Below are 19,466 nucleotides of genomic sequence, written 5' to 3'. Positions count from 1 at the left end.
AAAGTGATAACTGATACTAAAGAAAAAATAATAGAGTGTGCTAAATTACCATCAAAAAATGAAATTAAACTTTACGACACATTCGATATTAATGATAAGAATGTAACTGAATTTACTCACATCATTCATAAATACCCATCAAAATTTATTCCTCAAATTCCTAGGTGGGCAATTGAAGAGTATTCAAAGGTTGGCGATTTAGTTCTAGACCCATTTTTAGGATCAGGTACAACAGCAATTGAGAGTCTGTTATATAATAGACATGCAGTTGGGTTTGATGTTAATCCTGTTGCTAGGTTAATCGCAAAAGTAAAAACTACACCTATAGATCCCTTAAAGCTAGAAGAATGTTATACAAATCTTATTATTAATATTAATGCAGATACAAACATAAAAGAAAATGTGATTCCAGATATACCAAATATAACAAAATGGTTTACAGAGGAATCAATATATAATTTATCCAGATTTAAATATTATATATTGCAAATAGAAGACCAGGATATAAAAGATTTCTTTTTAATTACATTTTCAGCAATTATTAGAAAATGTTCTAATGCGGAGTACAGATCACAAAAAACATATGTGTCTTCCAGATTCAGAAAGCCTCCTGCTGATGTATTTAAAATGTTTGATAGAAGATTTCATCAGTATTTAAAAGGAATGAGTCACCTTTATAATTCGTTAAGAGTAAATAATGTTTCTGCCAGAGTAATAGCAAGTAGCGCAGCTGATTTTAGTTTATCTGATATTACTGAAGAACCTAAGGTGAAGGTGGATTTAGCAATAACATCTCCTCCTTATGTAACAGCAGTAGAATACCCAGCTGTTTTTAAACTTGAATATCAATGGTTAGATTTTTTTGCTGATAGTGAAATTAATGAACACAGAAAAGAGTATATTGGTTCTGACCGGTATTATGTAAACCAATACAAAGAACTACAAAAGACTGGATTAGAGCAGCTTGATAAGCAATTAGAGGATATTTTTAAGGTTAATCAAAAGAAGTCTTATATTATTTATAAATACTTTGAAGGTATGAGAAAGAATATCCAATGTGTATCTAATGTGATTAAGAATAATGGAAAATATGTCATAGTGGTGGGCAATAACACAGTTTTAAACTTAGAAATTCCTATTAGTGAGTACTTAATAATGTTTGCACAGCAAGCTGGTTTTGAATTAGAAACTATTTATAGCTATATTATTAAAGATCGACATTTGGTTTTTCCGAGAAATGGAAAAGGTGGTATTATTAATAAAGATTGGGTGATAGTACTCAATAAAGTTAATTAAATCACTCTTTAAATTCAAAGAAAGAATCTTTGAAGAATTATCTATCTCAAAAAAGCTTAAGGATAAGGATCCTTAAGCTTTTTCATTAAAAACTATATTGATAGCCATTGTAGTAATTATATATTTAGATTGATAATAAGCGGAACTTCAAATTCATCAATTATAAGAGGGATTAAAAGTACTGGCTTTCCATGACTAAAATTAAATAATTTTGAAGAACTATTTACCATATCAAATAAACTATGCTGTATGATAGTTTGATGAATGATATTTTTAATAAGGAACCTGTAAAGGGAGAAGTTAAATAAAGAATCTTCTAATAAATAAAGCTTAAGGAACAGCTCCTTAAGCTTTTTATTATTTATCATCCTCAACAAGATGCTTCAACATAGCCAACTTATTACCCCAAAACTTCTCATAATAAGCTAGCCACTGTTTCACTTCAGTTAACGGTTCAGGGTGCAGCTGATAAATCTTTTCACGGCCTTCTTTTCTGCCTGATATTAGCTCAGCCTCCGTTAAAATCTGCAGATGCTTCGTCACAGCTGTTCGGCTCATATCAAAGTGATCCGCAATCTCTGAAATCGGCCGTTCATTTTCAGAAAGCAACCTCAATACTTCACGTCTCGTTGGATCGGCAATCGCCTTAAAAACATCGTGTTTTTCTGCAGGTGCTGCCACTTAACCCTCAACGACCTTTTTCAGTCTTTCATTCACAATACCAACCCATCCGCCGTTCATGCGATCACGCACATCTTGCGCTTTTTGATTCGCTTTTCCAACGATTGTATTTTCTTCTTTCCAGCCGCTGTGGATCAGGGTGAATTCTGTCTGATCACCTTTTTCTTCTAACAGAAACGTCACGACCCAACCGTCTGTGTCCCATGCAAACGATAGCTTGTGCGGTTCATCGATCACGAGAACTTTACATGGTGAAGGGCCAAAAGGGGACTGGATGTGAAACTCATGACCTTCTTCTGCTTTAAAGTTATTTGGCATGAACCACGCTGACATGCCTTCTGATGTCGATACAGAATCCCACACTTTTTGAATCGGTGCGTTAAAGGTTGCGGTTTGTTTAATATCTGGTAGTGTTGACACAAGCATTCATCTCCTAAGTCTGAATATGTAACCATTTGGTTGTATGTTTAGAATATAACACCTTTTGGTTGTATGTAAACGACCAGATAATTATCTATTCATAATGCTAGCTTTAACTTCAACGAATCATGATAATTTAATACCTTTACTTATTTCAGTTGAATACGAAGAATTTAATCCTGAGCTTGCTAATATCTCTTTTATACTGTAATGATTTCTTTGAATTATTTCTGCATATTCAATACCGAATAGGTGGATACTTGCAACTTGATATCCTTGAGGTGCTTTGTCATACATGTTTTTTAAAATTAGACCAAGTTCATTAATATTCATTCATTAGATCCCCCAACTATTATAGTTTTTCTTGAGTTAACTATATCATTAAATTTCGATTTTATTACATATTTATGGAAATATTGTAATGATTTGTCGTAATATTAGAGTAGATCGCAACAAATAAGCGAGGTTATTAAATTGATAAAAACAGCACATGCAAATAACTCAAATTCTGTACCTAAACAAGTAAAGGAAGTATTGAATGCTTACTTTGAAAAAATAGAAAAGAAGCTGCCGAACAAGGTAGAGTCCTTTTATCTATTCGGCTCTGTTTCCATTGGAGCTTACCAAGAAGAATCAAGTGACATTGATTTTTACGCCGTAACAAAAGAAAAGCTAACACAATCAGATGTAGAAGTTTTAAAAGAGATTCACCATGAAATGAGAAAACAGTTTTCGAAACCAAGCTTAGATGGTATGTATCTCACGCGTGATGATTTAGAGTTTGAGAATAATGGTAATTCCTCTTGTCCGTATTTTAATGAAGGAAAGCTTCAAAGTTATCGACCTTTTCACCGTAATTGGATCGATGCGTATCAGCTTCAGACATATGGCATCGTCGTTAAAGGACTGCCGATCGAAACATACAATCTATCTATAGATTGGACAGAATTGAAATCAAACTTGATAGAAAATATAAACGGTTATTGGCTGAATTGGGTAAAGAATTGTGAGCGATTTCCGTCTCTTCAATATATAGGGTTATATACGAGTGCCAACATGAATGAGTGGGGAGTGCTCGGTGTGACGCGACTCTATTATTCTTTAAGAGAGAAAGACATCACGTCTAAAGTTGGAGCGGGTGAATACGCATTACGAACGGTTCCTGAAACGTATCATCAAATTATCCGAGAAGCACTGCGCATCCGAAACGGCAATAAGTTCTCGCATTATGGCTCGATGAGAAAGAGAAGAAGTGATGCACTCAGCTATATGAAGTATATTATAAGAGAATGTAATAACTTGTAAAAGATTCATAGAAAAGGATGGGGCGAAAATGGCGAAACTAGTGTTTAAACGAGAAAGCCAGTTTGTGAGCAAAATGAGAAAGTTTGATATCTACCTGAACGAGAGCAAAACAGAACAGATCAAGGACGGAGAAACGAAGCAACTGGATGTAGCTCCTGGCGAGTATACCGTGAGACTGCAGATTGATTGGGTAGAAAGCGCAACGCATAAAATTCAGGTAGGTGCAGATGACACCGTTCATTTTCAGTGCGGTAGCCGTTTAAAGGGCATGAAAATCTTTAAAGCCTCTTCTGCTTTAAACACGGTAGATGAGTACATCTATTTAGAAAAGAAGTAAGGTGAGGAGGAGATTCCGATGAACAGACTGCAGCACCTGCTTTTGGGGTTTCTAGTAGGTATTGTGTTTCTAGCACTGGGAATAGTGGATGCTGGACGCTTTGGTCCATTTGGCGATTTGTTTTATTTTATAAATGCCTTATTGTTTTATATAGGTTACGGAGTTGTGGTCGCTCTTGGATTCTGGATTCTGTTCATCCTCATGGTGGAACTTGGAGAAAAATCAAATAAGGAGCGGGAGTAGTGGATAGCAGAATACAAGCATTCGTAGATCAAGCTAAAACGACGTTCGGACTAGGAAACTACTATTTACATCAACATAGTCTTTGGCGGGACGTGAATCATTTTAACGAAACGAGTTACACACTTTGTTTGGAGTGGTTTCCGAATGGAACGGAGTCCGATGAAGATGGTTCGAATCCTGAAGGTACAGCTGTCATCGAATACAACGTGAACACTGGGAAATTGAAGAATGCGATTTTTGTTATGGGTGAGACTTATGCACAAGATGGAATCACGTTTAATGGTGAAACAGAGGATGTCATTAAGTGGATCGAACTAGAAACCGGTTTAACATATATCGAGCAGTTCCAAATACACAACGTAACAGAAAATGAAATTGAATGTAGAGCTATTATAGACGGTATTCCTGTCTCACCGGCTGGCTACATTGAAGTGAAATGGAATGATAATCGAGAGCTGACCTTCTTTTCGGTTCATGGAGAGTTTCCGATAGGTAATCAGGTATTACGTGAAACTTATAATCTTTCATTAGAGGAAGCGAAATACATCGCTAAGGAACAAGTGAAGAGATTAGAATATCCGTCATTTGAACATAAGAGTTTATATGCCGTGTATGCGGTGGAAGAGATCTACATAAGAAACAAAGATTTGACCACCAAGCCGTTTGAAATGTTTCAAGATGGTGGGACTTCTAGAAAAGTGAATCACATTTTAAATTGGGATGAACCGATATCTGGCGGATTTTTTGAACGTAAAGAGATCGATTTGCAAGAAGAGATTACGGTAGATGAAGCATTTTCCTGTACGCCTTCTCCAACCACCTTACCCATTACGGAGGAAGATGAGAAGAAGTGTGTGGAAGCAGTAGAACGATTGTTGCGGCAGGAATATCCGGAAGACTCTGGGATATGGCGTGTGACAACTCTACATCGAGACAAAAAGTTTCTAGTTGCGACACTTAGAACGAATCAGCATGAAACACGGGTATTTGAAAGAAAACTTTCGGTATTCCTTGATCCCCATTCGATGGACGTTGTGAACTACATCGACAATCAGTTCATGTTAGAGATGTATGATTCCTTTGAAGAACTTGGCGACGTAACGGTCACACAAGACGAAGCGTATGAAAAATTGAAGGGTTTGTTTGAGCTTAAGTCATTTTATGTGTATGACGATGAAGAGAAGCAGTATATTCTATGCGGGAAATTGGACTGTCATCATGGAGTGAACGCTGAAACGGGTGAAGTGGTTTTGCTGAATGATTTAGGATAAAACTCATAAATTTAATGTTGTAGGTGATTTCGGTGTTATTGTTTTATTTTGACTGGTGGACCATATTAGGACTTGTATATATAATTTCATTGGTACTTTCTGTTTTCTTGAATTCTTTCATACATCGAACATCAGGAATATCAATTTTGTTAAATCTTTGCGCACTGGGAAGTGGAGAATTAGCCACGAGAAAGTTTTACTCCTTTTTGACTACAACTGGGGGAGCCTTTTTTGCATCTGTTTTCTATCAAGAGGTGTTAGAACGGTTTATCGATGGATTAAAGGACAATGATTTAGCAAAAGCGATAATGAGTATCCTTTTTACAATCGCATTGTCACTATCTTTAGAAAAAGAAAGAAGGCAAGAGGTTAGGTCCATAAAAAAAGGTAAGAAGAAATCAAGTGAAAGGAGTATTTAATGATCGAAACACAAGTGAAAGTGTATTTCACTCTTTATGGCGATGAATTTCCGATTAATGAAGTGACGAGAAGACTAAAGATCACACCAACTGAAAGCTATAAAAAGGGAGATATTATTTCAGCCAATTCTTCGCTTTGTAGGAAAGAAACAAGCTGGGATTACGGGACAGACTACCAATACTCCCTTGATGTGAATGAACAGCTTCAGCAAGTAAGGGATCAGTTTAGAGACAAAGCGTCTATCATTAATCAATTACAAGCGGAGTTTGGTTTAGTGAGTAAGATCTATATCGTAATCCGAATGGAAAATGGGCAAGCTCCAGCTTTGTATTTAGAGAAAGACATCATCACATTCGCGTCAAACATCGGAGCAGAGATTGAGGTGGACTTTGTATGAACTGGAACTGGAATGAGACTATCATTAATCTCCAGTATTCGTATGAAAATTTGAAACAGCTGTTAAATGATTTCTGTGAGAATAAGAGTAAGTATACTCAATTCGAAATGGTGCGATAATTTAACGATGGCGTGGGAAGAAGAAGATCTTGACGAAAAAGGAGATCTAACTTTTTTCGTAGCAAGAGATATTGAGTGTCAGTGGGATTTATACTTAGTCAATACGTATACAGACAAACAATTAAGAGCACTCGATTTGAACACAGTATCCATGCCTGAAGATTGGATGCAGGATTGGTTTCAGAAGATGAAAGCAGGAGTATGGATTGAATAGTTTTATTGGTGGTTTCAGCTTTAATATGGATAAGGAAGGATTTTTTCAAATGAGAAGATATTTGCAATCAATTGTTTGGGCCATAATTGCAATTGGTTTGTTCGTATACTGGTACATGACAAAATAACAGTGGAATCAATTTGTATGAGGTGTATAAATGATTAACTACTTAGGAACACCCGTGATAGAAACAGACCGATTACTTCTTCGTCCTTTGAAACAATCCGACACTCAAAGCATATTTTACCATTGGCTTTCAGACGAACGAGTGGCAGACAATCGGGTGAACGCTGCTCATACGAGTATCGCTCAAACAGAAGAGCGTGTGAAAAAGATTGTCAGCCAGTATAAAAATAAGGAATTTTGTTATTGGGGAATTGAGTTAAAAGGTACAGGTGAGCTGATCGGAGAAATCGACTTGTACGATTTTGATAGCTCAAAAGATAACTGTGAGGTAAGCTATTCGCTTGGGTTCAAGTGGTGGAATCAAGGGTACGGAACCGAGGCGCTACAAGCTGTAGTAGAGTTTGGTTTTCGTCAGATGAATATCCACAAGATCTCAGCTGCACATAACACTGACAATCCTGCTTCTGGAAGAGTTATGGCCAAAGTTGGAATGAAACAAGAAGGCGTAATCCGTCACATGATTCGTAATGCAAAGAATCAGTATAAGGACTGTGCGGTGTATGGAATTCTTCGTGAAGACTATCTCAAATCAGTGTGTATGTAGAGGGGGATAAATATGATTAATGTTAAAGAATTGAATCATGTTTTTGATTACAAAAAGCCATCACTACGGCATTAGATGATGTATTACATAAATTCACTCAAAATTATAATGGTTCGATAAAGACGATTGGTCCTGATAGCCAACTATTAATTATCACGCAAAATGCTTATATCCAAGGTAAGATTAATCACTTTACTCATGAAGAGGAAGAAAACAATAAGTACTTCTTTTCAGAGGGATTAACAGAACTAGGAAGCAGACTTGAAAACTTGCCAGAAACGATGACTGCTTTGAATCTAACGGCACCCCTCCATCTAAAAGATGTCACCATAAGTCCTATCTTAAATCCAGATCGAAAAAGAGAGTTAGACGAAATGGTCTTATTTACTGACCAAATAGTAGGGCTATCCATCATTTAAAGACCGACATCAGCCGGTCTTTTTATTCTCTAGTACCTGTTGCTGACTCTCCAAATTCTTAACTCTGTGCAACACTTGAAAAAGAATCGTCGTTATAAAACTGAGTTGAACAAATAGAAAAATTCCTATAAAGAAGGCTGTATCCATTGATCCTCCTCCCAAGCTTAACAAAAACATAAGAGCAAAAAAGACGATAATCCCGCCAATAATATTTGCCATAAACACAAACACCCAGTTGTCCATTCTTTTTCCTCCTCACATTATATTTCCATATTTTAACTTTATCAGAAGTGGAGTATTTAATGGTATTTAGTTCCTAGCTGCTATCCCATTCACAGTAAAGAACCCACAACCCAAAGGATCGTGAGCTCTCGTTTTTTATAGTCCGAGTTCTTTTAAAATAGATTCTAGTGTTTTTCCATCGACCGTTGTAACAGGTGTTGGTGCATTGTTAACCGATGCGTTTTGTTTCAGGTAGTTCTTCTGAACAAAACTCATGTCTTTTGCATTAACTGTACCATCAAAGTTAATGTCCGCTGCGCGGTTGTTTGAGTTCCAAGCGTCTTGAATCGCAATGGCATCTTTCACATCAATTGTGTTGTCTTGGTTAACGTCACCGGCTACAAGCGGAATGGAGATCGTCTCTGATTTCCCATAAGGAACTCCTTTGTATTCAAAACCGAACTTTTGTTTTTGTTTTGTCACAAAGTGTCCTGGCACATTGACTTCAAATGTATACTTTTCATTGCTGAGAGGAAGCGGTTCAATATTTAGTCGCGCATTTCCGTTAAACCTGTTTGAAGCATCGAGTGTGTAATCGCCATTTGTCACTTGCACGCTGGCTCCTACTTTTGACCAGTCACGGTTCCCAATATAGTTACCGCCTTCCACGACATAACCTTCTGGGGCTAGGTTGGCTTGAATACGGTTGAATGTCGGCTTTAGTTGATAACGTTTTCCACCGTTTAATAAATTAACTGTTTGTCCATTCGCATCTAGAATATCAGCTGTCGGATTGATGAAGCCAATCGGGTAGAAGAGCTCATCTTGTACTTTCACTTTTACATCGACCACTTCAGAACGATCGAACTTTTCGTTTCCATTAAACTTCACTTTAATGCGATCACCATTTACTTCAATCGTTGCTTTATCTTTGAATGCATCTGTTAATTTCGCTTCTTGCAGGTAAACGTGCTGAATGCCTGGGTTAGCAAAGTTCCACGTAATTTCCTTCACATCTTCTAAGTTATCCATAACAAGTGAAGCACTTAGAATATCTCCAGAACGTGCGAATTCTACGTTATGTTTGGCGTAGGTTACGGGCGTTCCTTCTTTAACAAACAAGTACTCTTTCCAGTTAGCCTGATTTCCTGCTGCGTCATAACCGATTACGTTAAAGGAAAGGGATTTAGCGGTTTCGTTCATTGCAACTTCATCCATCCACTTACCGTTCTTGTCCAACGGGATAGGACCGTTCGGCAACGGGAAACCATAGGTATAGACAGCAAAGTTGGATGATTGATCAACATCAAGACCTGCTTGCTGCATGTTTGCAACATTATCATCGGTTATTTCCACTTCGAACGGGTAGGTTGCTTGTCCAGATTTGTATTCTACGAATGGTGATTCACCGTCTAGAGAACTCTTGACTTTTGGTGTTTCAATATCAACGAAGATGTCTTCCTTTTTTGTTTGTTGCTTTCCTGATGGCAACGTTGAAACGAACTTTAATTTATAGTGTCCTGGCTCTGCAACACTTGGTTCTGTAGCTATAGGATTTTTCTTATCCCCTGTAAATTTGTAATAGTTTCCGTTAAACGTTTGCAGGAAATAATCATAATCCGTTAGTGCCGATGTCATATTGATCGTACCTACTAGTCCAAGTTCTTCATTTGTCTTACCGTCTTGTAAAGTAATATCGATGCTCTCAAGAGAAGATCCTAGATTAAACTGAGACATCAACTGTGTTGTTCGGTATCCATCGAATGCATGATTATAGTAGCTTGGTGTTAAGGTACGAGAAAGTAACTCTAGTTTATCAAAACCAGGTTGTGATTTTTTAAAGCTGAACGGAATACGATATTTTTCTGTTGGGTTCTCGCTGTTTGTGATCAATAGATAGCCTTCATAAAACCCTTTTTTTGCAGTACCTGGCAGGGTTAGTGTTACATTCACGTTCTTAACCGCATTTTTCGCTACTTTTACAGTGCTTTCTGCCTCTACTGAAACACCGTTATCTTTTAAGCTGTTCGTTCCTTTTTGTACGTTCTCAACGACTTTTACATCAAACGTTTTGTTCTTGTTGCTTTGATTTGTGAACGTGATGGTTTTCTTAACTTTTACAGAAGCGTTCTCAGCTACGACTTGTTTATCAAAGCTTAGTCCTCCTGTTTGGTTCTTGATGGTTACTAAATTCTCTCCGTTCGGAATTAGCGTTTCATCCTGTACGTGAACCTTTGTGTCGCTGTGAAGAGCTTGATAAGGATCGATTCGGCCAGCACCTATTTCAAATACACTGTAGTCATCATTCATCTCATCGGCAGAGTTCATGAGAATGGCTTTGATATCTGTTGGTTCAAGATCTGGGTTTTCCCCTAAAAGTAATGCTGCCACTCCAGCCCCAAAGGGAGATGCCATGGACGTTCCATTTAAGCGTGCATACGCATACTTATAATTTTCAGGTGTTTCATGGTTCACCATGTAGGAAGGGAACGTAGAGAGTACACTCACGCCAGGGGCTACGATCTCTGGCTTCATTTCAAAGTTTCCATTAACTGGTCCTCTTGAACTGAAGTCTGCGAGCTTATCACCTTCTGTGAAACTTTCTTTCAAGTCCGTAAACGTGAACGTCTTATTTCCGCTGGCTATGGCTGCTTTTAGTTCTTCTCCCGCTTTCTTCGTCATAGAGAACGCTGGTACATAATCCACAGATTCACCTAAGTTATAGCCAACATGACCATCCACATTGTTGTAAAGTATCACTGCTTTTGCGCCATTCTCTTTTGCAAACTTCACTTTATCATCGAGCGTGAAGCCACCACGCTGAACGAATGCGATTTTGCCCTCTACACTTCTATTGATATAGTCTGCTTGATTTCCCAGTCCTACGTCTACTAGCTCAAGTGTTGTTCCTTCTAAACTAGCAAAAGTACTAGAGAAGCTGCGGGCCATGCTTACTAGGTCTGTAGACCAGCTGCCTGCTTTACCTGTAAAAGTAGTTTGTGAGAAGGGAACATCACTTGCTCCAACGGTCAATGCTAGAGCTGCCGTACCTGGTGAACCTAATGTATAATCATTCGGTCCGTTGTTTCCTGCTGAAACAACGGCTGTTACACCATTTAAGACAGCATAATTCAGTGCTGTACTTGTCGGATAATACGGATCATTTGCAGGTGCCCCAAGAGAAAGATTAATGACATCCATTCCATCTTGAACTGCCTTATCGATCCCAGCAATTACCCCTTCAGACGCTCCACTTCCATAAGGTCCGAGGACACGGTAGGCGTATAAATCAGCATCCGGTGCCACACCTTCTACTGAAACCTCACTATCATTCTCGTTTTGCCCGACAATCGTACCAGATACATGTGTACCATGAGACGTATAATAAGAGCTGCTGCCGTTAAACTCTGGTTTCTTAGAAGCTTCCCAATCTTTGTACGTTGCTTCCATTGGATCTGAGTCATTATCAACAAAGTCATATCCGCCTATGTACGTGTCTTTTAAATCCGGGTGGTTGTAGTCTACTCCAGTATCCAAAACACCGACTTTAATACCTTCGCCAGTGATTCCTTCTTCATGAAGTTTGTCCACTTTCAAAAAGGGAAGACTCTCAACAGACGTTGTGATTTCACGTTTCACATCGCTTGGCAGTTCTTGAGATTGAACCGGATCCACCGTGTACGTTATGTTCTTATAAATGGCTTTTACCGCGTTTGATTTGAGTAAGTCTTTTACTTGATTTGCGGGTAATGTAATGGCTGCGCCGTTATAGGCTGATTTATATGTGCGTATAATTTTTGGTGCATTCTTCTTGCCTTTAATCGTTAGATGCTTTTCTACATCTTCTTTAAAGATTTTGTGCTCATGATCCACTTGTGCTTGAGCGTTTTCTTTCTTTAACGATTTTCCTTTCATTTTTGCTTCTAATACAGCAACGTGGCTAGGTTTTGAATGGAATTCCACGATAACAGAGATTTCTTCTTCAGAATTCAGTTCGCCGTCTTGAAAGCCTTGAAGTCCACTTTGGTTATTCAGCTCTAATTGTTTTAACGCTTTTCTTTGTTCTTTTGTTAAAGAAGATAAAATGTCCTCTGCTTTTATACTGGTTGCTTTAACCGACATAAAAGAATTCGTGCTGAGAGGGGATAGAAGCAATCCTGTTGATAGGGCAAGAATTGCTGATTTTTTTGCAAGTGTGTTTACAACCATCGTTCATACCTCTTTCTTGTACCAATTTTTCAAAATATTAATATAATTTTTATGTTAGCTTTAATACCTCAAGTTCGCTATCGGGGGAATTTTGTAGTTCTATTTGCTTATTTAACATGTAATATTAGGAAAGACCCCTTTAAATACAGTGCTAAACCTTTATAAATATGATCGAAATTAGGGTTATTTTTTGGAATAACGCTTCATCTGCTTGACATCCATGATATGTAAGAACATTCCAAAGAGTAAAACACCAGAAATCCTGAAATCTATAACTTACCGAATGAACGCTACCGTTTATAGGGAACAAAATCGTATATTTTGCTATGAGCACTAACACCTAGTGTTTGATATTTAACCTCAAGCAATATCTGTAGAATAGAAGGAACAATATTTTCTAGATGATGTACTTTTTTCCTAAATGTCTTGATATAATTTAGTTCTTAGAGAAATGCAAAGCCTTCGTTTAAAATCTTTAAACGGTGTTGCTGATCGGCTTTCTCATCTTGTGGCAACTGGTATACCGCTGTGGAACCAGTTTTGGGTTCGAAGCCCTAAATGAAGCCACTCAATAGCTTTTAGGATTGAACAATTTTGCAGGTAAGACCTCCATTGTTCCGTCCATGTCTGCTGGGTGGTTTCATACGTATTAATGTAAGGGGAAATGGGTATGGAATCATTTTTAGAATATCTTGTAGTAATCGGGTTTGGGGCTATTGTCGTTTTTGCAATTTTATCGTTCATAAAGAAATTCTTTGCTTCGGTTACGGTGTACGAGTATGAACGTGGTGTGAAGTTTCATCATGGTGCATTTCAAGAGATTGTTGGCCCTGGTAAGCATAAGTATTCTCCGGCATCTTCAGAAATCATGGTTTTTGACATGAGGCCGACGATTATGCAACTGAATGGACAAGAGTTATTAACGGCTGATCATCTTAGTGTAAAGATTAGTGTTGCTGTAAAATATCAAATTACTGATCCTCAAATTCTTATATCTGAATATGAAGATTATGAAGAACATGTGTATATGAACGTACAACTCAAGCTACGTGATGTTGTTTCATCTTTAGAATTAGACGATCTGTTAGGAAAACGAAATGAGGTAAACGATTCGTTTGAAAATCTTCTTGTTGAGAAATCGTTTGCTGGATTATCAATCCTCTCAGTAGACATAAAAGATATTATGTTATCTGCTGAACTGAAAAAAGCATTTCTTGAAGTGATCAAAGCGAAGAAAGAAGCTCAATCTTCACTGGAAAGAGCAAGAGGTGAAGCTGCAACTTTAAGAAGTCTAGTAAACAGTGCTAAACTGCTGGAGAATAACCCAGTGCTAGCAAAACTTCGGCTGATGAACACAATTGAGAATTCGAAAGGCAATACGTTTGTAATCGATATGGCAAATGGTAATCACAGTACAAATCAGCAATCCAATGCGTAACAAAGGATGTGCATTTCTTCTAGAAGGAGAAATGCACTTTTTTATGGAAAGAGTTAGTAGATTACGTAAGGAGTGGTTAGCATGAATCATCCGTTAGAAGCGGGATTGAAAAGAATGTTACAAGAAGCATTTGATGGACCACAAAAGCCAGTGACCGTTAGCTGGTTTACGAATACAAAACCAGACTCGGGAATTTTCGGAGTTTTGTCTCAACTAACTGCTGCTGATGCATCGAAAGAGATCTATGGAACAACACTCGCAGCTCATACCGATCATGTACGATATCATATGTGGGGAACCAATGCATGGCTGTATGAAGGCACATTTCCTACAATGGATTGGAATAAAAGTTGGGAGATTCAGAGTGTCAGCGAAGAAGAGTGGCTTTCCATTCAAGTGGGATTAAACCAAGAATATCAACGTCTATTAGAGAAAATTGATCACATACAGTGGAATGAGGACTTGGCAAATGAAGTAGTAGGTTCGTTAGCGCATTCTGCTTATCACCTAGGTGCCATTCATCAGATGATAAAAACCTTAAAAGATCAGGTGAAGTAGATGTATATCCTCGGAATCGCAATTATAGTTATCGTGGTTTTTACTTTACTAGGCATTGATGTACAACTTAGAAAGAACAATAAACAAAATGAAGAGATCATAGAGTTGTTGAAGAAGATGAATGAAAAATATTGAATGGTCTAGGTGTATTTTATGGAAATTAAAGTTCAAGCTGAAATCTATCGTTTAGGTCTTTTTATAGGCTTTTTTAAAGTGAAGCATGTCATCAAATGGGCCGATCAATTAATAGAGAAGTTGAATCAGCCTCCTTACGAAATTCTTGAAATCTCGTTATCTTCTAATGCAACAATAGCTTCGGTATGTTCAAAGTTAACCGATGTAAAAGGAGAATGTGATGAGGCGCGTCCGATTCAAGGAATTCTGAGTCTACTTAATGATGAGCTAATTCAAACGAGTGATGTAACGGATATATGTACATACATGTATCGTCTTGTTGGTCACATTCCAGAGAGCTGTGATGATATTGAAAGGTCCATTATTAATCTAACAGATGGATGGGAAATGGCAACTAGCGGTTACTATGGGGATGTAGAGGAAGCAAGAAGCGAAATCTATGAATTTCTAAAAGAATTTAATTAAATTAAAGTTCAATAAGTAAGATAGGATGGGGTTTAATGCTATGCAGGGTTGAGCGAGGGAATATATTTTACGATGTGATTGATGAAGGCTTACCATTAATCATCCTCCACTCAATGGGAACGGACCATCGTTCTATGAAAGCGTGGCTGGAACCCATATTTCAAAACAAAAAGGGGTATCAAAGAGTATATGTGGATCTACCGGCGCACGGATATAGTGAGATTGATTCATCCCTAAAGTCAACAGATGACATACTTTCAAGCGTAATCGAATTTATAGACATTGTGTTTTCGGATGAGGAATTTGCTTTGCTGGGTTCATCTTACGGCGGATACGTGGCTCAAGGAATCGTTCACTCAAAAAGGGAACAGGTAAAGAAGCTTGCTTTATTAGCTCCCGCTATTCATCGTAAGCACCGGAACGTACCAAAAAAAGTAATAATCGAAAAGAATGAAACTCTTCTTCACGCAATAGATGCGGATACGAGGGCTGCTTTTGAAACCTTAATGATTTATCAGAATGAAGGGAACTTAAAATGCTTTCTAGAAGAAGTTCAACCAGGAAGACTTTTAGCTAATCGTAATTTTCTAACTTCCAACTGGAGAGAGGAAGGGTACTTTCTTTCTCATGAACCTTTTTATGATGCATCTAGGTTACAGCAGGAAGTACTCCTTATTCTAGGAAAACAAGATCATATATGTGGCTATCAAGATTACGGATTCTTGATGGACAAGTTCCCTCATTTAACTCAAGTGATTTTAGATCATGCAGGTCATATGCTACATATTGAACAGCGTAGAATCGTTCAACAATTAGTTGGAGATTGGTTGTATTTAGAAACAGTTAAGTAACGATAGGAGATAGGTATGGATATTCAAGAAATAATCAGCAAGTTAAATAAAGAAAATACATTGAACTCAGAAGTAATTATGCATAAGCCATTATCCGGTGGTACCGTAAGTCAATTGTTTCTCTTACAAACGAAAGATGGGAAAAAGTATGCCTTAAAAGTAAATGAACCGAAAATCATTCAATCAGAGGTGCAATACCTTAAAAGCTATAGTCACTTGGAGATCTTACCTGATTTTCAATTTGTTGAAGCTACAAATAAATACCTGGTCTATTCGTTTATTGAGGGATCGACCTCATACATAAGTGGAAACAAAAGAGAACTACTTGAAACCTTGGTTCATGAGCTTATTAATCATTATAAGACGGCACCTGATTTCAATGGTTGGGGATGGGCAGATGAACCAACTCATTCTTGGTATTCTTTTCTTTTGAGTAGAACACAGGAAGCGAGCGGAATTTTAGATACACATTTAAAAAAAGAGGATTATCACCTTGTGGTTGATCTTATTGAGAAGCATAAGGAAAGTAAGATAAGACCTTTTTTACTTCATGGAGATTTAGGTGTACATAATTTTATATTTCATAACGGACAGCTAAAGGGAGTTATTGATCCTTGTCCAGTAATCGGAGACCCTCTGTATGATTTTATTTATGCATTTTGTTCTTCACCAGATGACTTAACGAAAGCAACGTTTGATGCAGCTACAGTCTGTCTGAGTGTGGGTAAGAATTATGAAACCTCGACAATATATGAATATGTGTTAATAGGCTTATACCATAGGTTAGCAACATGTAAGAAACATCATCCAAACGATTTTGAGGAATACGTAAAAGCTTGGTATTACTGGAAAGAGATATTGGTGAAGTCTCTTTAGGGATTGTAATTAAAAAAGCGAACAAATAATGGGTTAAATTGATGAAACAATTCGTATATTTTTACGACTAACGATATATAGAGTTTATTAGAGGGGGAGTAAAATGGATAGAAAAGGGGTCTTAACTCTTGTTCTGGCATTTTTACTGATTGCAGCTTTCTTTACGTATTACATCATGAACGCGAAGCCGCCATCAGCAAGTGCTAAAACAGAAACAAACCGAACGATTCCAACTAAGCAAAGCACTTATTGCTGGGATGGATTTTTAAGTGGTGAGTGTGTAGATTATGCCGAACCATTTATGATGAATGAGATAAAAGCTGTATCTGTGTCACCAGGCGAAAAGATTGCTATATCCTATAAACGCAAACCTATTACAGTATCAAAAGAAGTTAGTGTATGGACCGAGGGGAAGTCGGAATCTAAAACTGTGACTTTACTAGATGGAGATATTTATGTGGCTCCTAGCGAAAGTGGCACTTATGCTATTAGTACGAACGGAACTTGGAAAAGAGGATCTTCCTCACAAGTATTCTTTATTCGTGTTAAATAAGAAAGTGTTAAAACAAAAAAAGTAACCCATCAACCGTTTTCTAGAGATGGGTTACTTGTATGGACTTTTATCGTTAATATTTCTTCTTCCTTTTTTCCATTTCTTTTTTCACTAAAGGTACGACTTTGTCTTTGATTCCTTTTTGTACTTTTGGATTGCTGAGTACTTTCTTGATTTGCTCTTTCATAGATCGTGCCCCCTAAAATAATGATAAATCTATGTTTCCCTTTCAGAGTGGGCTGTTAAACCTATGTAAGCTATGTAGTAATGTTTTGTAACATGAAAAGCCGCCCCGAAAGGCAGCTCTTTACTTAACCGATTCTCTTTTTGTTTTTCTTGCTCTTTCGTGCTTTCTTGCAAGCCAATAAGTTATCTAGAATGCTAATGAAACTACTCAAAGAAGACACCCCCATCTATCTCATGTTGAGAAAAGAATAAGAATCTCAATAAAATCCCTATTCACTATATCTTATGTAAAGCTTGTCTTATTGGTTTGTACATTTGTTGAGTCTTTAAAATTTACTATAAAAGGAATCGAGCGCAGCATATGGAATTTAGAGATATGCTAGATGAAAGATTTCTTATAATGGGGTGATTTCAATGGATGAAGAAATGAAAAGAGTGAAAAAACGTATAGATAAGCGTCTCGAACAGTTTGCTAATACTAACAATAGTGACAGGCCATTTAACGATGTCATGGATCACTATGGAAAGATTGAAGGGTATCCAACAAAAAATCTATCAAAAGTAAATATGAAAGGTCTGCCTCTGCCTATCCGCATACTGGGCTACTTCTTCATTGGAACGATGAGTGTGGGGATGATTACGGTTTTCCTTTTGTCGTTATTTAAATAAATTCAACAAAATTAGGGTGAGGTGCTTACATTTTGGATAAACGTGTTCAATTCGATTTCGAAATTGATTTTACCAATGGTGGGGGATTGCAGGGACAAGAATTCCGTCTAGATCTGCATGGTGATGATATTACGGATGAAGAGCTGGCAAGGTATATCGTAGAGGATATGAGACTTTTGATGGTGGGGGAAGTGCGGATCTTGAATAAGAAGATCATTGAGAAAAGCATAAACGGAAATCGTGAACAGTTAAAGGTTTTAATTAATGTAAATCGAAATGTTTAGTAGAATTTTTGGAGGTTACATTTTGAGTACAACTTATGTAAATTGGGGAGAATCGAGAGTCAAATTAACGTGGAATAGGTCTAGCATCCTTCCTCAATATCACTTAATTACAAGTGTTCACGGTTTTTGTTTTCAAGAAGATAAGCTATTATTGGTAGACTTGAACCATAGAGGATGGGACTTTCCGGGCGGCCATATTGAAATAGGTGAAACTCCAGAAGAGTGTATTAAAAGAGAAGTACTGGAGGAAGGGTATGTTGAAGGTGAATGTAAGTTACTTGGGCACATTATCGTGGATCATAGTGAGAATCCACGCTGGACTGAAAGTAGCAACTATCCTAAAATAGGTTATCAAGTTTTTTACAAAATGAATATAACAAAAGTACTCCATTTTAATGGGGCTTTTGAGTCTTCACAACGCATGCTGATAGATTCTAACGATGTTGCTTCTTACTATCTTGAATGGAACGCTCTTTATCAAGAGATATTGGATTGTGCTACCCAGTAGAAAAGACCTTCCGAGATGAAGGTCTTTTGAATTTACTTATACAAAGGAGTTATCATGAAAATGCCTCTGAATAATGTACAACACCCTGCACATGTGCTAATGAATTCTCAGTTAACTCAAGCGCCATAAAGACTTCGTCAGGAACATTAAAAGGAGCTATTATGTCCCATAAGCTAGCCTTTTTGAATCCAAACTTCGGATAATAATCTTGATGACCTAAAACGATGACGGACTGATAACCCAAATTCTTGGCAGACGATAGCGCAGTTTTTATGAGTTGACTCCCTATCCCTTTGTTTTGATACTCGGGAACAACAGACACCGGTGCGAGAGCCAGTGATTCAACAACCTGCTTCTCATTTACGATTTTAACTTTTGAAAGCAGAACGTGCCCGATGATATTATGATTTTCACTTTCAGCAACTAAAGAAAGTTCGGGAACGAATGCTTCACTCTTCCGGATTCGGTTTACTAGAATATGCTCTTTCTTATCACTGAATTCCTCAGATTCAAATGCACTTCTAACCACTTCTTCCGTATTTTTATAATCTTCCATGCGTTCAATGCGTATTTTCCAATCCATTTATAGTCTCCTTTTCAAACAAAAACCTCTATATGAAATATGTTCTATCGTATTAAGTTATTGGACTGGCGTCAAAT

At 37.4% G+C, this 19,466-nt stretch carries 26 protein-coding genes and 1 pseudogene; 21 read left to right on the top strand and 6 right to left on the bottom strand.

The genetic code is table 11. The annotated features are described in order from the left end of the window. Positions 1-3: 3 nt before the first annotated feature. Entirely contained in the window at positions 4-1,296 is a 1,293-nt protein-coding gene (locus I5J82_RS08415) for a DNA methyltransferase (protein WP_198767483.1), read from the top strand. Between the two features lie 357 nt (positions 1,297-1,653). Here the strand turns inward: I5J82_RS08415 and I5J82_RS08410 are convergent, their stop codons facing one another. The 3 genes from I5J82_RS08410 to I5J82_RS08400 form a co-directional block, all read right to left on the bottom strand. After that, the gene (locus I5J82_RS08410; RefSeq protein WP_198767482.1) at positions 1,654-1,977 is read right to left on the bottom strand and encodes an ArsR/SmtB family transcription factor; all 324 of its coding nucleotides are present in this window, start codon (positions 1,975-1,977) and stop codon (positions 1,654-1,656) included. Continuing rightward, positions 1,978-2,403 (bottom strand): SRPBCC family protein, encoded by a 426-nt coding sequence (locus I5J82_RS08405; RefSeq protein ID WP_198767481.1) that lies wholly within the window; start codon positions 2,401-2,403, stop codon positions 1,978-1,980. Positions 2,404-2,523: 120 nt separating this feature from the next. After that, positions 2,524-2,730 (bottom strand): HTH-like domain-containing protein, encoded by a 207-nt coding sequence (locus I5J82_RS08400; protein WP_198767480.1) that lies wholly within the window; start codon positions 2,728-2,730, stop codon positions 2,524-2,526. A 141-nt stretch (positions 2,731-2,871) separates the two neighbouring features. Here I5J82_RS08400 and I5J82_RS08395 point away from each other — a divergent pair, with 141 nt between their 5' ends. The 10 genes from I5J82_RS08395 (at position 2,872) to I5J82_RS08355 (ending at position 7,852) form a co-directional block, all read left to right on the top strand. Further along, a complete protein-coding gene (locus I5J82_RS08395; RefSeq protein WP_198767479.1) occupies positions 2,872-3,702 on the top strand; it encodes an aminoglycoside adenylyltransferase domain-containing protein in 831 nt (276 codons plus the stop codon). 28 nt (positions 3,703-3,730) lie between these two features. Continuing rightward, positions 3,731-4,039 carry a hypothetical protein gene (locus tag I5J82_RS08390; RefSeq protein WP_198767478.1) on the top strand — a complete coding sequence of 103 codons (309 nt, stop codon included), beginning with the start codon at positions 3,731-3,733 and terminating at the stop codon, positions 4,037-4,039. An 18-nt stretch (positions 4,040-4,057) separates the two neighbouring features. Then, positions 4,058-4,282: a hypothetical protein gene (locus I5J82_RS08385; protein WP_198767477.1), complete on the top strand. Its 225-nt coding sequence runs from the start codon at positions 4,058-4,060 to the stop codon at positions 4,280-4,282. Further along, entirely contained in the window at positions 4,282-5,553 is a 1,272-nt protein-coding gene (locus I5J82_RS08380) for a hypothetical protein (protein ID WP_198767476.1), read from the top strand. The genes I5J82_RS08385 and I5J82_RS08380 overlap by 1 nt, the downstream gene beginning before the upstream one ends. Before the next feature lie 146 nt (positions 5,554-5,699). Beyond that, positions 5,700-5,972 carry a hypothetical protein gene (locus I5J82_RS08375; protein WP_198767475.1) on the top strand — a complete coding sequence of 91 codons (273 nt, stop codon included), beginning with the start codon at positions 5,700-5,702 and terminating at the stop codon, positions 5,970-5,972. Next, a complete protein-coding gene (locus I5J82_RS08370; protein ID WP_198767474.1) occupies positions 5,972-6,370 on the top strand; it encodes a DUF4279 domain-containing protein in 399 nt (132 codons plus the stop codon). The genes I5J82_RS08375 and I5J82_RS08370 overlap by 1 nt, the downstream gene beginning before the upstream one ends. Continuing rightward, complete coding sequence (locus I5J82_RS20525) at positions 6,367-6,489, top strand: hypothetical protein (RefSeq protein WP_269819568.1); 123 nt, start codon at positions 6,367-6,369, stop codon at positions 6,487-6,489. The genes I5J82_RS08370 and I5J82_RS20525 overlap by 4 nt, the downstream gene beginning before the upstream one ends. A gap of 7 nt (positions 6,490-6,496) precedes the next feature. After that, positions 6,497-6,703 carry a hypothetical protein gene (locus tag I5J82_RS08365; RefSeq protein ID WP_198767473.1) on the top strand — a complete coding sequence of 69 codons (207 nt, stop codon included), beginning with the start codon at positions 6,497-6,499 and terminating at the stop codon, positions 6,701-6,703. A gap of 157 nt (positions 6,704-6,860) precedes the next feature. Further along, positions 6,861-7,433: a GNAT family N-acetyltransferase gene (locus tag I5J82_RS08360; protein ID WP_198767472.1), complete on the top strand. Its 573-nt coding sequence runs from the start codon at positions 6,861-6,863 to the stop codon at positions 7,431-7,433. Positions 7,434-7,702: 269 nt separating this feature from the next. After that, on the top strand, positions 7,703-7,852 hold the full coding sequence (locus I5J82_RS08355; RefSeq protein WP_198767471.1) for a hypothetical protein: 150 nt from the start codon (positions 7,703-7,705) through the stop codon (positions 7,850-7,852). 9 nt (positions 7,853-7,861) lie between these two features. Here I5J82_RS08355 and I5J82_RS08350 read toward each other — a convergent pair whose 3' ends face one another. Together I5J82_RS08350 and I5J82_RS20520 are read right to left on the bottom strand one after the other, a co-directional pair. Continuing rightward, entirely contained in the window at positions 7,862-8,095 is a 234-nt protein-coding gene (locus I5J82_RS08350) for a hypothetical protein (RefSeq protein WP_198767470.1), read from the bottom strand. Between the two features lie 135 nt (positions 8,096-8,230). Beyond that, positions 8,231-12,283 carry a S8 family serine peptidase gene (locus I5J82_RS20520; protein WP_198767469.1) on the bottom strand — a complete coding sequence of 1,351 codons (4,053 nt, stop codon included), beginning with the start codon at positions 12,281-12,283 and terminating at the stop codon, positions 8,231-8,233. A gap of 670 nt (positions 12,284-12,953) precedes the next feature. Here I5J82_RS20520 and I5J82_RS08340 point away from each other — a divergent pair. The 10 genes and pseudogenes from I5J82_RS08340 (at position 12,954) to I5J82_RS08300 (ending at position 18,806) form a co-directional block, all read left to right on the top strand. Further along, positions 12,954-13,721 (top strand): slipin family protein, encoded by a 768-nt coding sequence (locus I5J82_RS08340; protein WP_198767468.1) that lies wholly within the window; start codon positions 12,954-12,956, stop codon positions 13,719-13,721. Between the two features lie 81 nt (positions 13,722-13,802). Further along, positions 13,803-14,279, top strand: coding sequence for a hypothetical protein (locus I5J82_RS08335; protein WP_198767467.1), 477 nt, complete (start codon positions 13,803-13,805; stop codon positions 14,277-14,279). Further along, positions 14,280-14,414: a hypothetical protein gene (locus tag I5J82_RS20515; protein WP_269819567.1), complete on the top strand. Its 135-nt coding sequence runs from the start codon at positions 14,280-14,282 to the stop codon at positions 14,412-14,414. An 18-nt stretch (positions 14,415-14,432) separates the two neighbouring features. After that, a complete protein-coding gene (locus I5J82_RS08330) occupies positions 14,433-14,879 on the top strand; it encodes a hypothetical protein (protein WP_198767466.1) in 447 nt (148 codons plus the stop codon). A 35-nt stretch (positions 14,880-14,914) separates the two neighbouring features. Then, on the top strand, positions 14,915-15,730 hold the full coding sequence (locus I5J82_RS08325; protein ID WP_198767465.1) for an alpha/beta fold hydrolase: 816 nt from the start codon (positions 14,915-14,917) through the stop codon (positions 15,728-15,730). A gap of 15 nt (positions 15,731-15,745) precedes the next feature. Beyond that, positions 15,746-16,606: a phosphotransferase family protein gene (locus I5J82_RS08320; RefSeq protein WP_198767464.1), complete on the top strand. Its 861-nt coding sequence runs from the start codon at positions 15,746-15,748 to the stop codon at positions 16,604-16,606. Between the two features lie 103 nt (positions 16,607-16,709). Beyond that, entirely contained in the window at positions 16,710-17,159 is a 450-nt protein-coding gene (locus I5J82_RS08315) for a hypothetical protein (protein WP_198767463.1), read from the top strand. Between the two features lie 600 nt (positions 17,160-17,759). Next, positions 17,760-18,014 (top strand): hypothetical protein, encoded by a 255-nt coding sequence (locus I5J82_RS20305; RefSeq protein ID WP_233096433.1) that lies wholly within the window; start codon positions 17,760-17,762, stop codon positions 18,012-18,014. 32 nt (positions 18,015-18,046) lie between these two features. Next, a pseudogene (locus I5J82_RS08305) lies at positions 18,047-18,258 on the top strand (cyclase). A gap of 62 nt (positions 18,259-18,320) precedes the next feature. Beyond that, positions 18,321-18,806: an NUDIX hydrolase gene (locus I5J82_RS08300; protein WP_198767462.1), complete on the top strand. Its 486-nt coding sequence runs from the start codon at positions 18,321-18,323 to the stop codon at positions 18,804-18,806. 52 nt (positions 18,807-18,858) lie between these two features. Here the strand turns inward: I5J82_RS08300 and I5J82_RS08295 are convergent, their stop codons facing one another. Then, positions 18,859-19,389: a GNAT family N-acetyltransferase gene (locus I5J82_RS08295; protein WP_198767461.1), complete on the bottom strand. Its 531-nt coding sequence runs from the start codon at positions 19,387-19,389 to the stop codon at positions 18,859-18,861. Between the last annotated feature and the right edge of the window lie 77 nt (positions 19,390-19,466).

Origin of the sequence: Fictibacillus halophilus, from assembly GCF_016401385.1 — a bacterium.
Lineage (GTDB): Bacteria > Bacillota > Bacilli > Bacillales > Fictibacillaceae > Fictibacillus > Fictibacillus halophilus.
This window is presented reverse-complemented; position numbering and strand designations above follow the sequence as displayed.

Bases quoted from the DNA above. Each gene is read 5' to 3' on its own strand.
- I5J82_RS08330 (WP_198767466.1), top strand. From the start codon at position 14,433: ATGGAAATTAAAGTTCAAGCTGAAATCTATCGTTTAGGTCTTTTTATA.
- I5J82_RS08370 (WP_198767474.1), top strand. From the start codon at position 5,972: ATGATCGAAACACAAGTGAAAGTGTATTTCACTCTTTATGGCGATGAA.
- I5J82_RS08295 (WP_198767461.1), bottom strand. From the start codon at position 19,389: ATGGATTGGAAAATACGCATTGAACGCATGGAAGATTATAAAAATACG.
- I5J82_RS08335 (WP_198767467.1), top strand. From the start codon at position 13,803: ATGAATCATCCGTTAGAAGCGGGATTGAAAAGAATGTTACAAGAAGCA.
- I5J82_RS08320 (WP_198767464.1), top strand. From the start codon at position 15,746: ATGGATATTCAAGAAATAATCAGCAAGTTAAATAAAGAAAATACATTG.
- I5J82_RS08405 (WP_198767481.1), bottom strand. From the start codon at position 2,403: ATGCTTGTGTCAACACTACCAGATATTAAACAAACCGCAACCTTTAAC.
- I5J82_RS08325 (WP_198767465.1), top strand. From the start codon at position 14,915: ATGCTATGCAGGGTTGAGCGAGGGAATATATTTTACGATGTGATTGAT.
- I5J82_RS08315 (WP_198767463.1), top strand. From the start codon at position 16,710: ATGGATAGAAAAGGGGTCTTAACTCTTGTTCTGGCATTTTTACTGATT.
- I5J82_RS20525 (WP_269819568.1), top strand. From the start codon at position 6,367: ATGAACTGGAACTGGAATGAGACTATCATTAATCTCCAGTATTCGTAT.
- I5J82_RS20520 (WP_198767469.1), bottom strand. From the start codon at position 12,283: ATGGTTGTAAACACACTTGCAAAAAAATCAGCAATTCTTGCCCTATCA.
- I5J82_RS08340 (WP_198767468.1), top strand. From the start codon at position 12,954: ATGGAATCATTTTTAGAATATCTTGTAGTAATCGGGTTTGGGGCTATT.
- I5J82_RS20515 (WP_269819567.1), top strand. From the start codon at position 14,280: ATGTATATCCTCGGAATCGCAATTATAGTTATCGTGGTTTTTACTTTA.
- I5J82_RS20305 (WP_233096433.1), top strand. From the start codon at position 17,760: ATGGATGAAGAAATGAAAAGAGTGAAAAAACGTATAGATAAGCGTCTC.
- I5J82_RS08400 (WP_198767480.1), bottom strand. From the start codon at position 2,730: ATGAATATTAATGAACTTGGTCTAATTTTAAAAAACATGTATGACAAA.
- I5J82_RS08365 (WP_198767473.1), top strand. From the start codon at position 6,497: ATGGCGTGGGAAGAAGAAGATCTTGACGAAAAAGGAGATCTAACTTTT.
- I5J82_RS08350 (WP_198767470.1), bottom strand. From the start codon at position 8,095: ATGGACAACTGGGTGTTTGTGTTTATGGCAAATATTATTGGCGGGATT.
- I5J82_RS08360 (WP_198767472.1), top strand. From the start codon at position 6,861: ATGATTAACTACTTAGGAACACCCGTGATAGAAACAGACCGATTACTT.
- I5J82_RS08385 (WP_198767477.1), top strand. From the start codon at position 4,058: ATGAACAGACTGCAGCACCTGCTTTTGGGGTTTCTAGTAGGTATTGTG.
- I5J82_RS08390 (WP_198767478.1), top strand. From the start codon at position 3,731: ATGGCGAAACTAGTGTTTAAACGAGAAAGCCAGTTTGTGAGCAAAATG.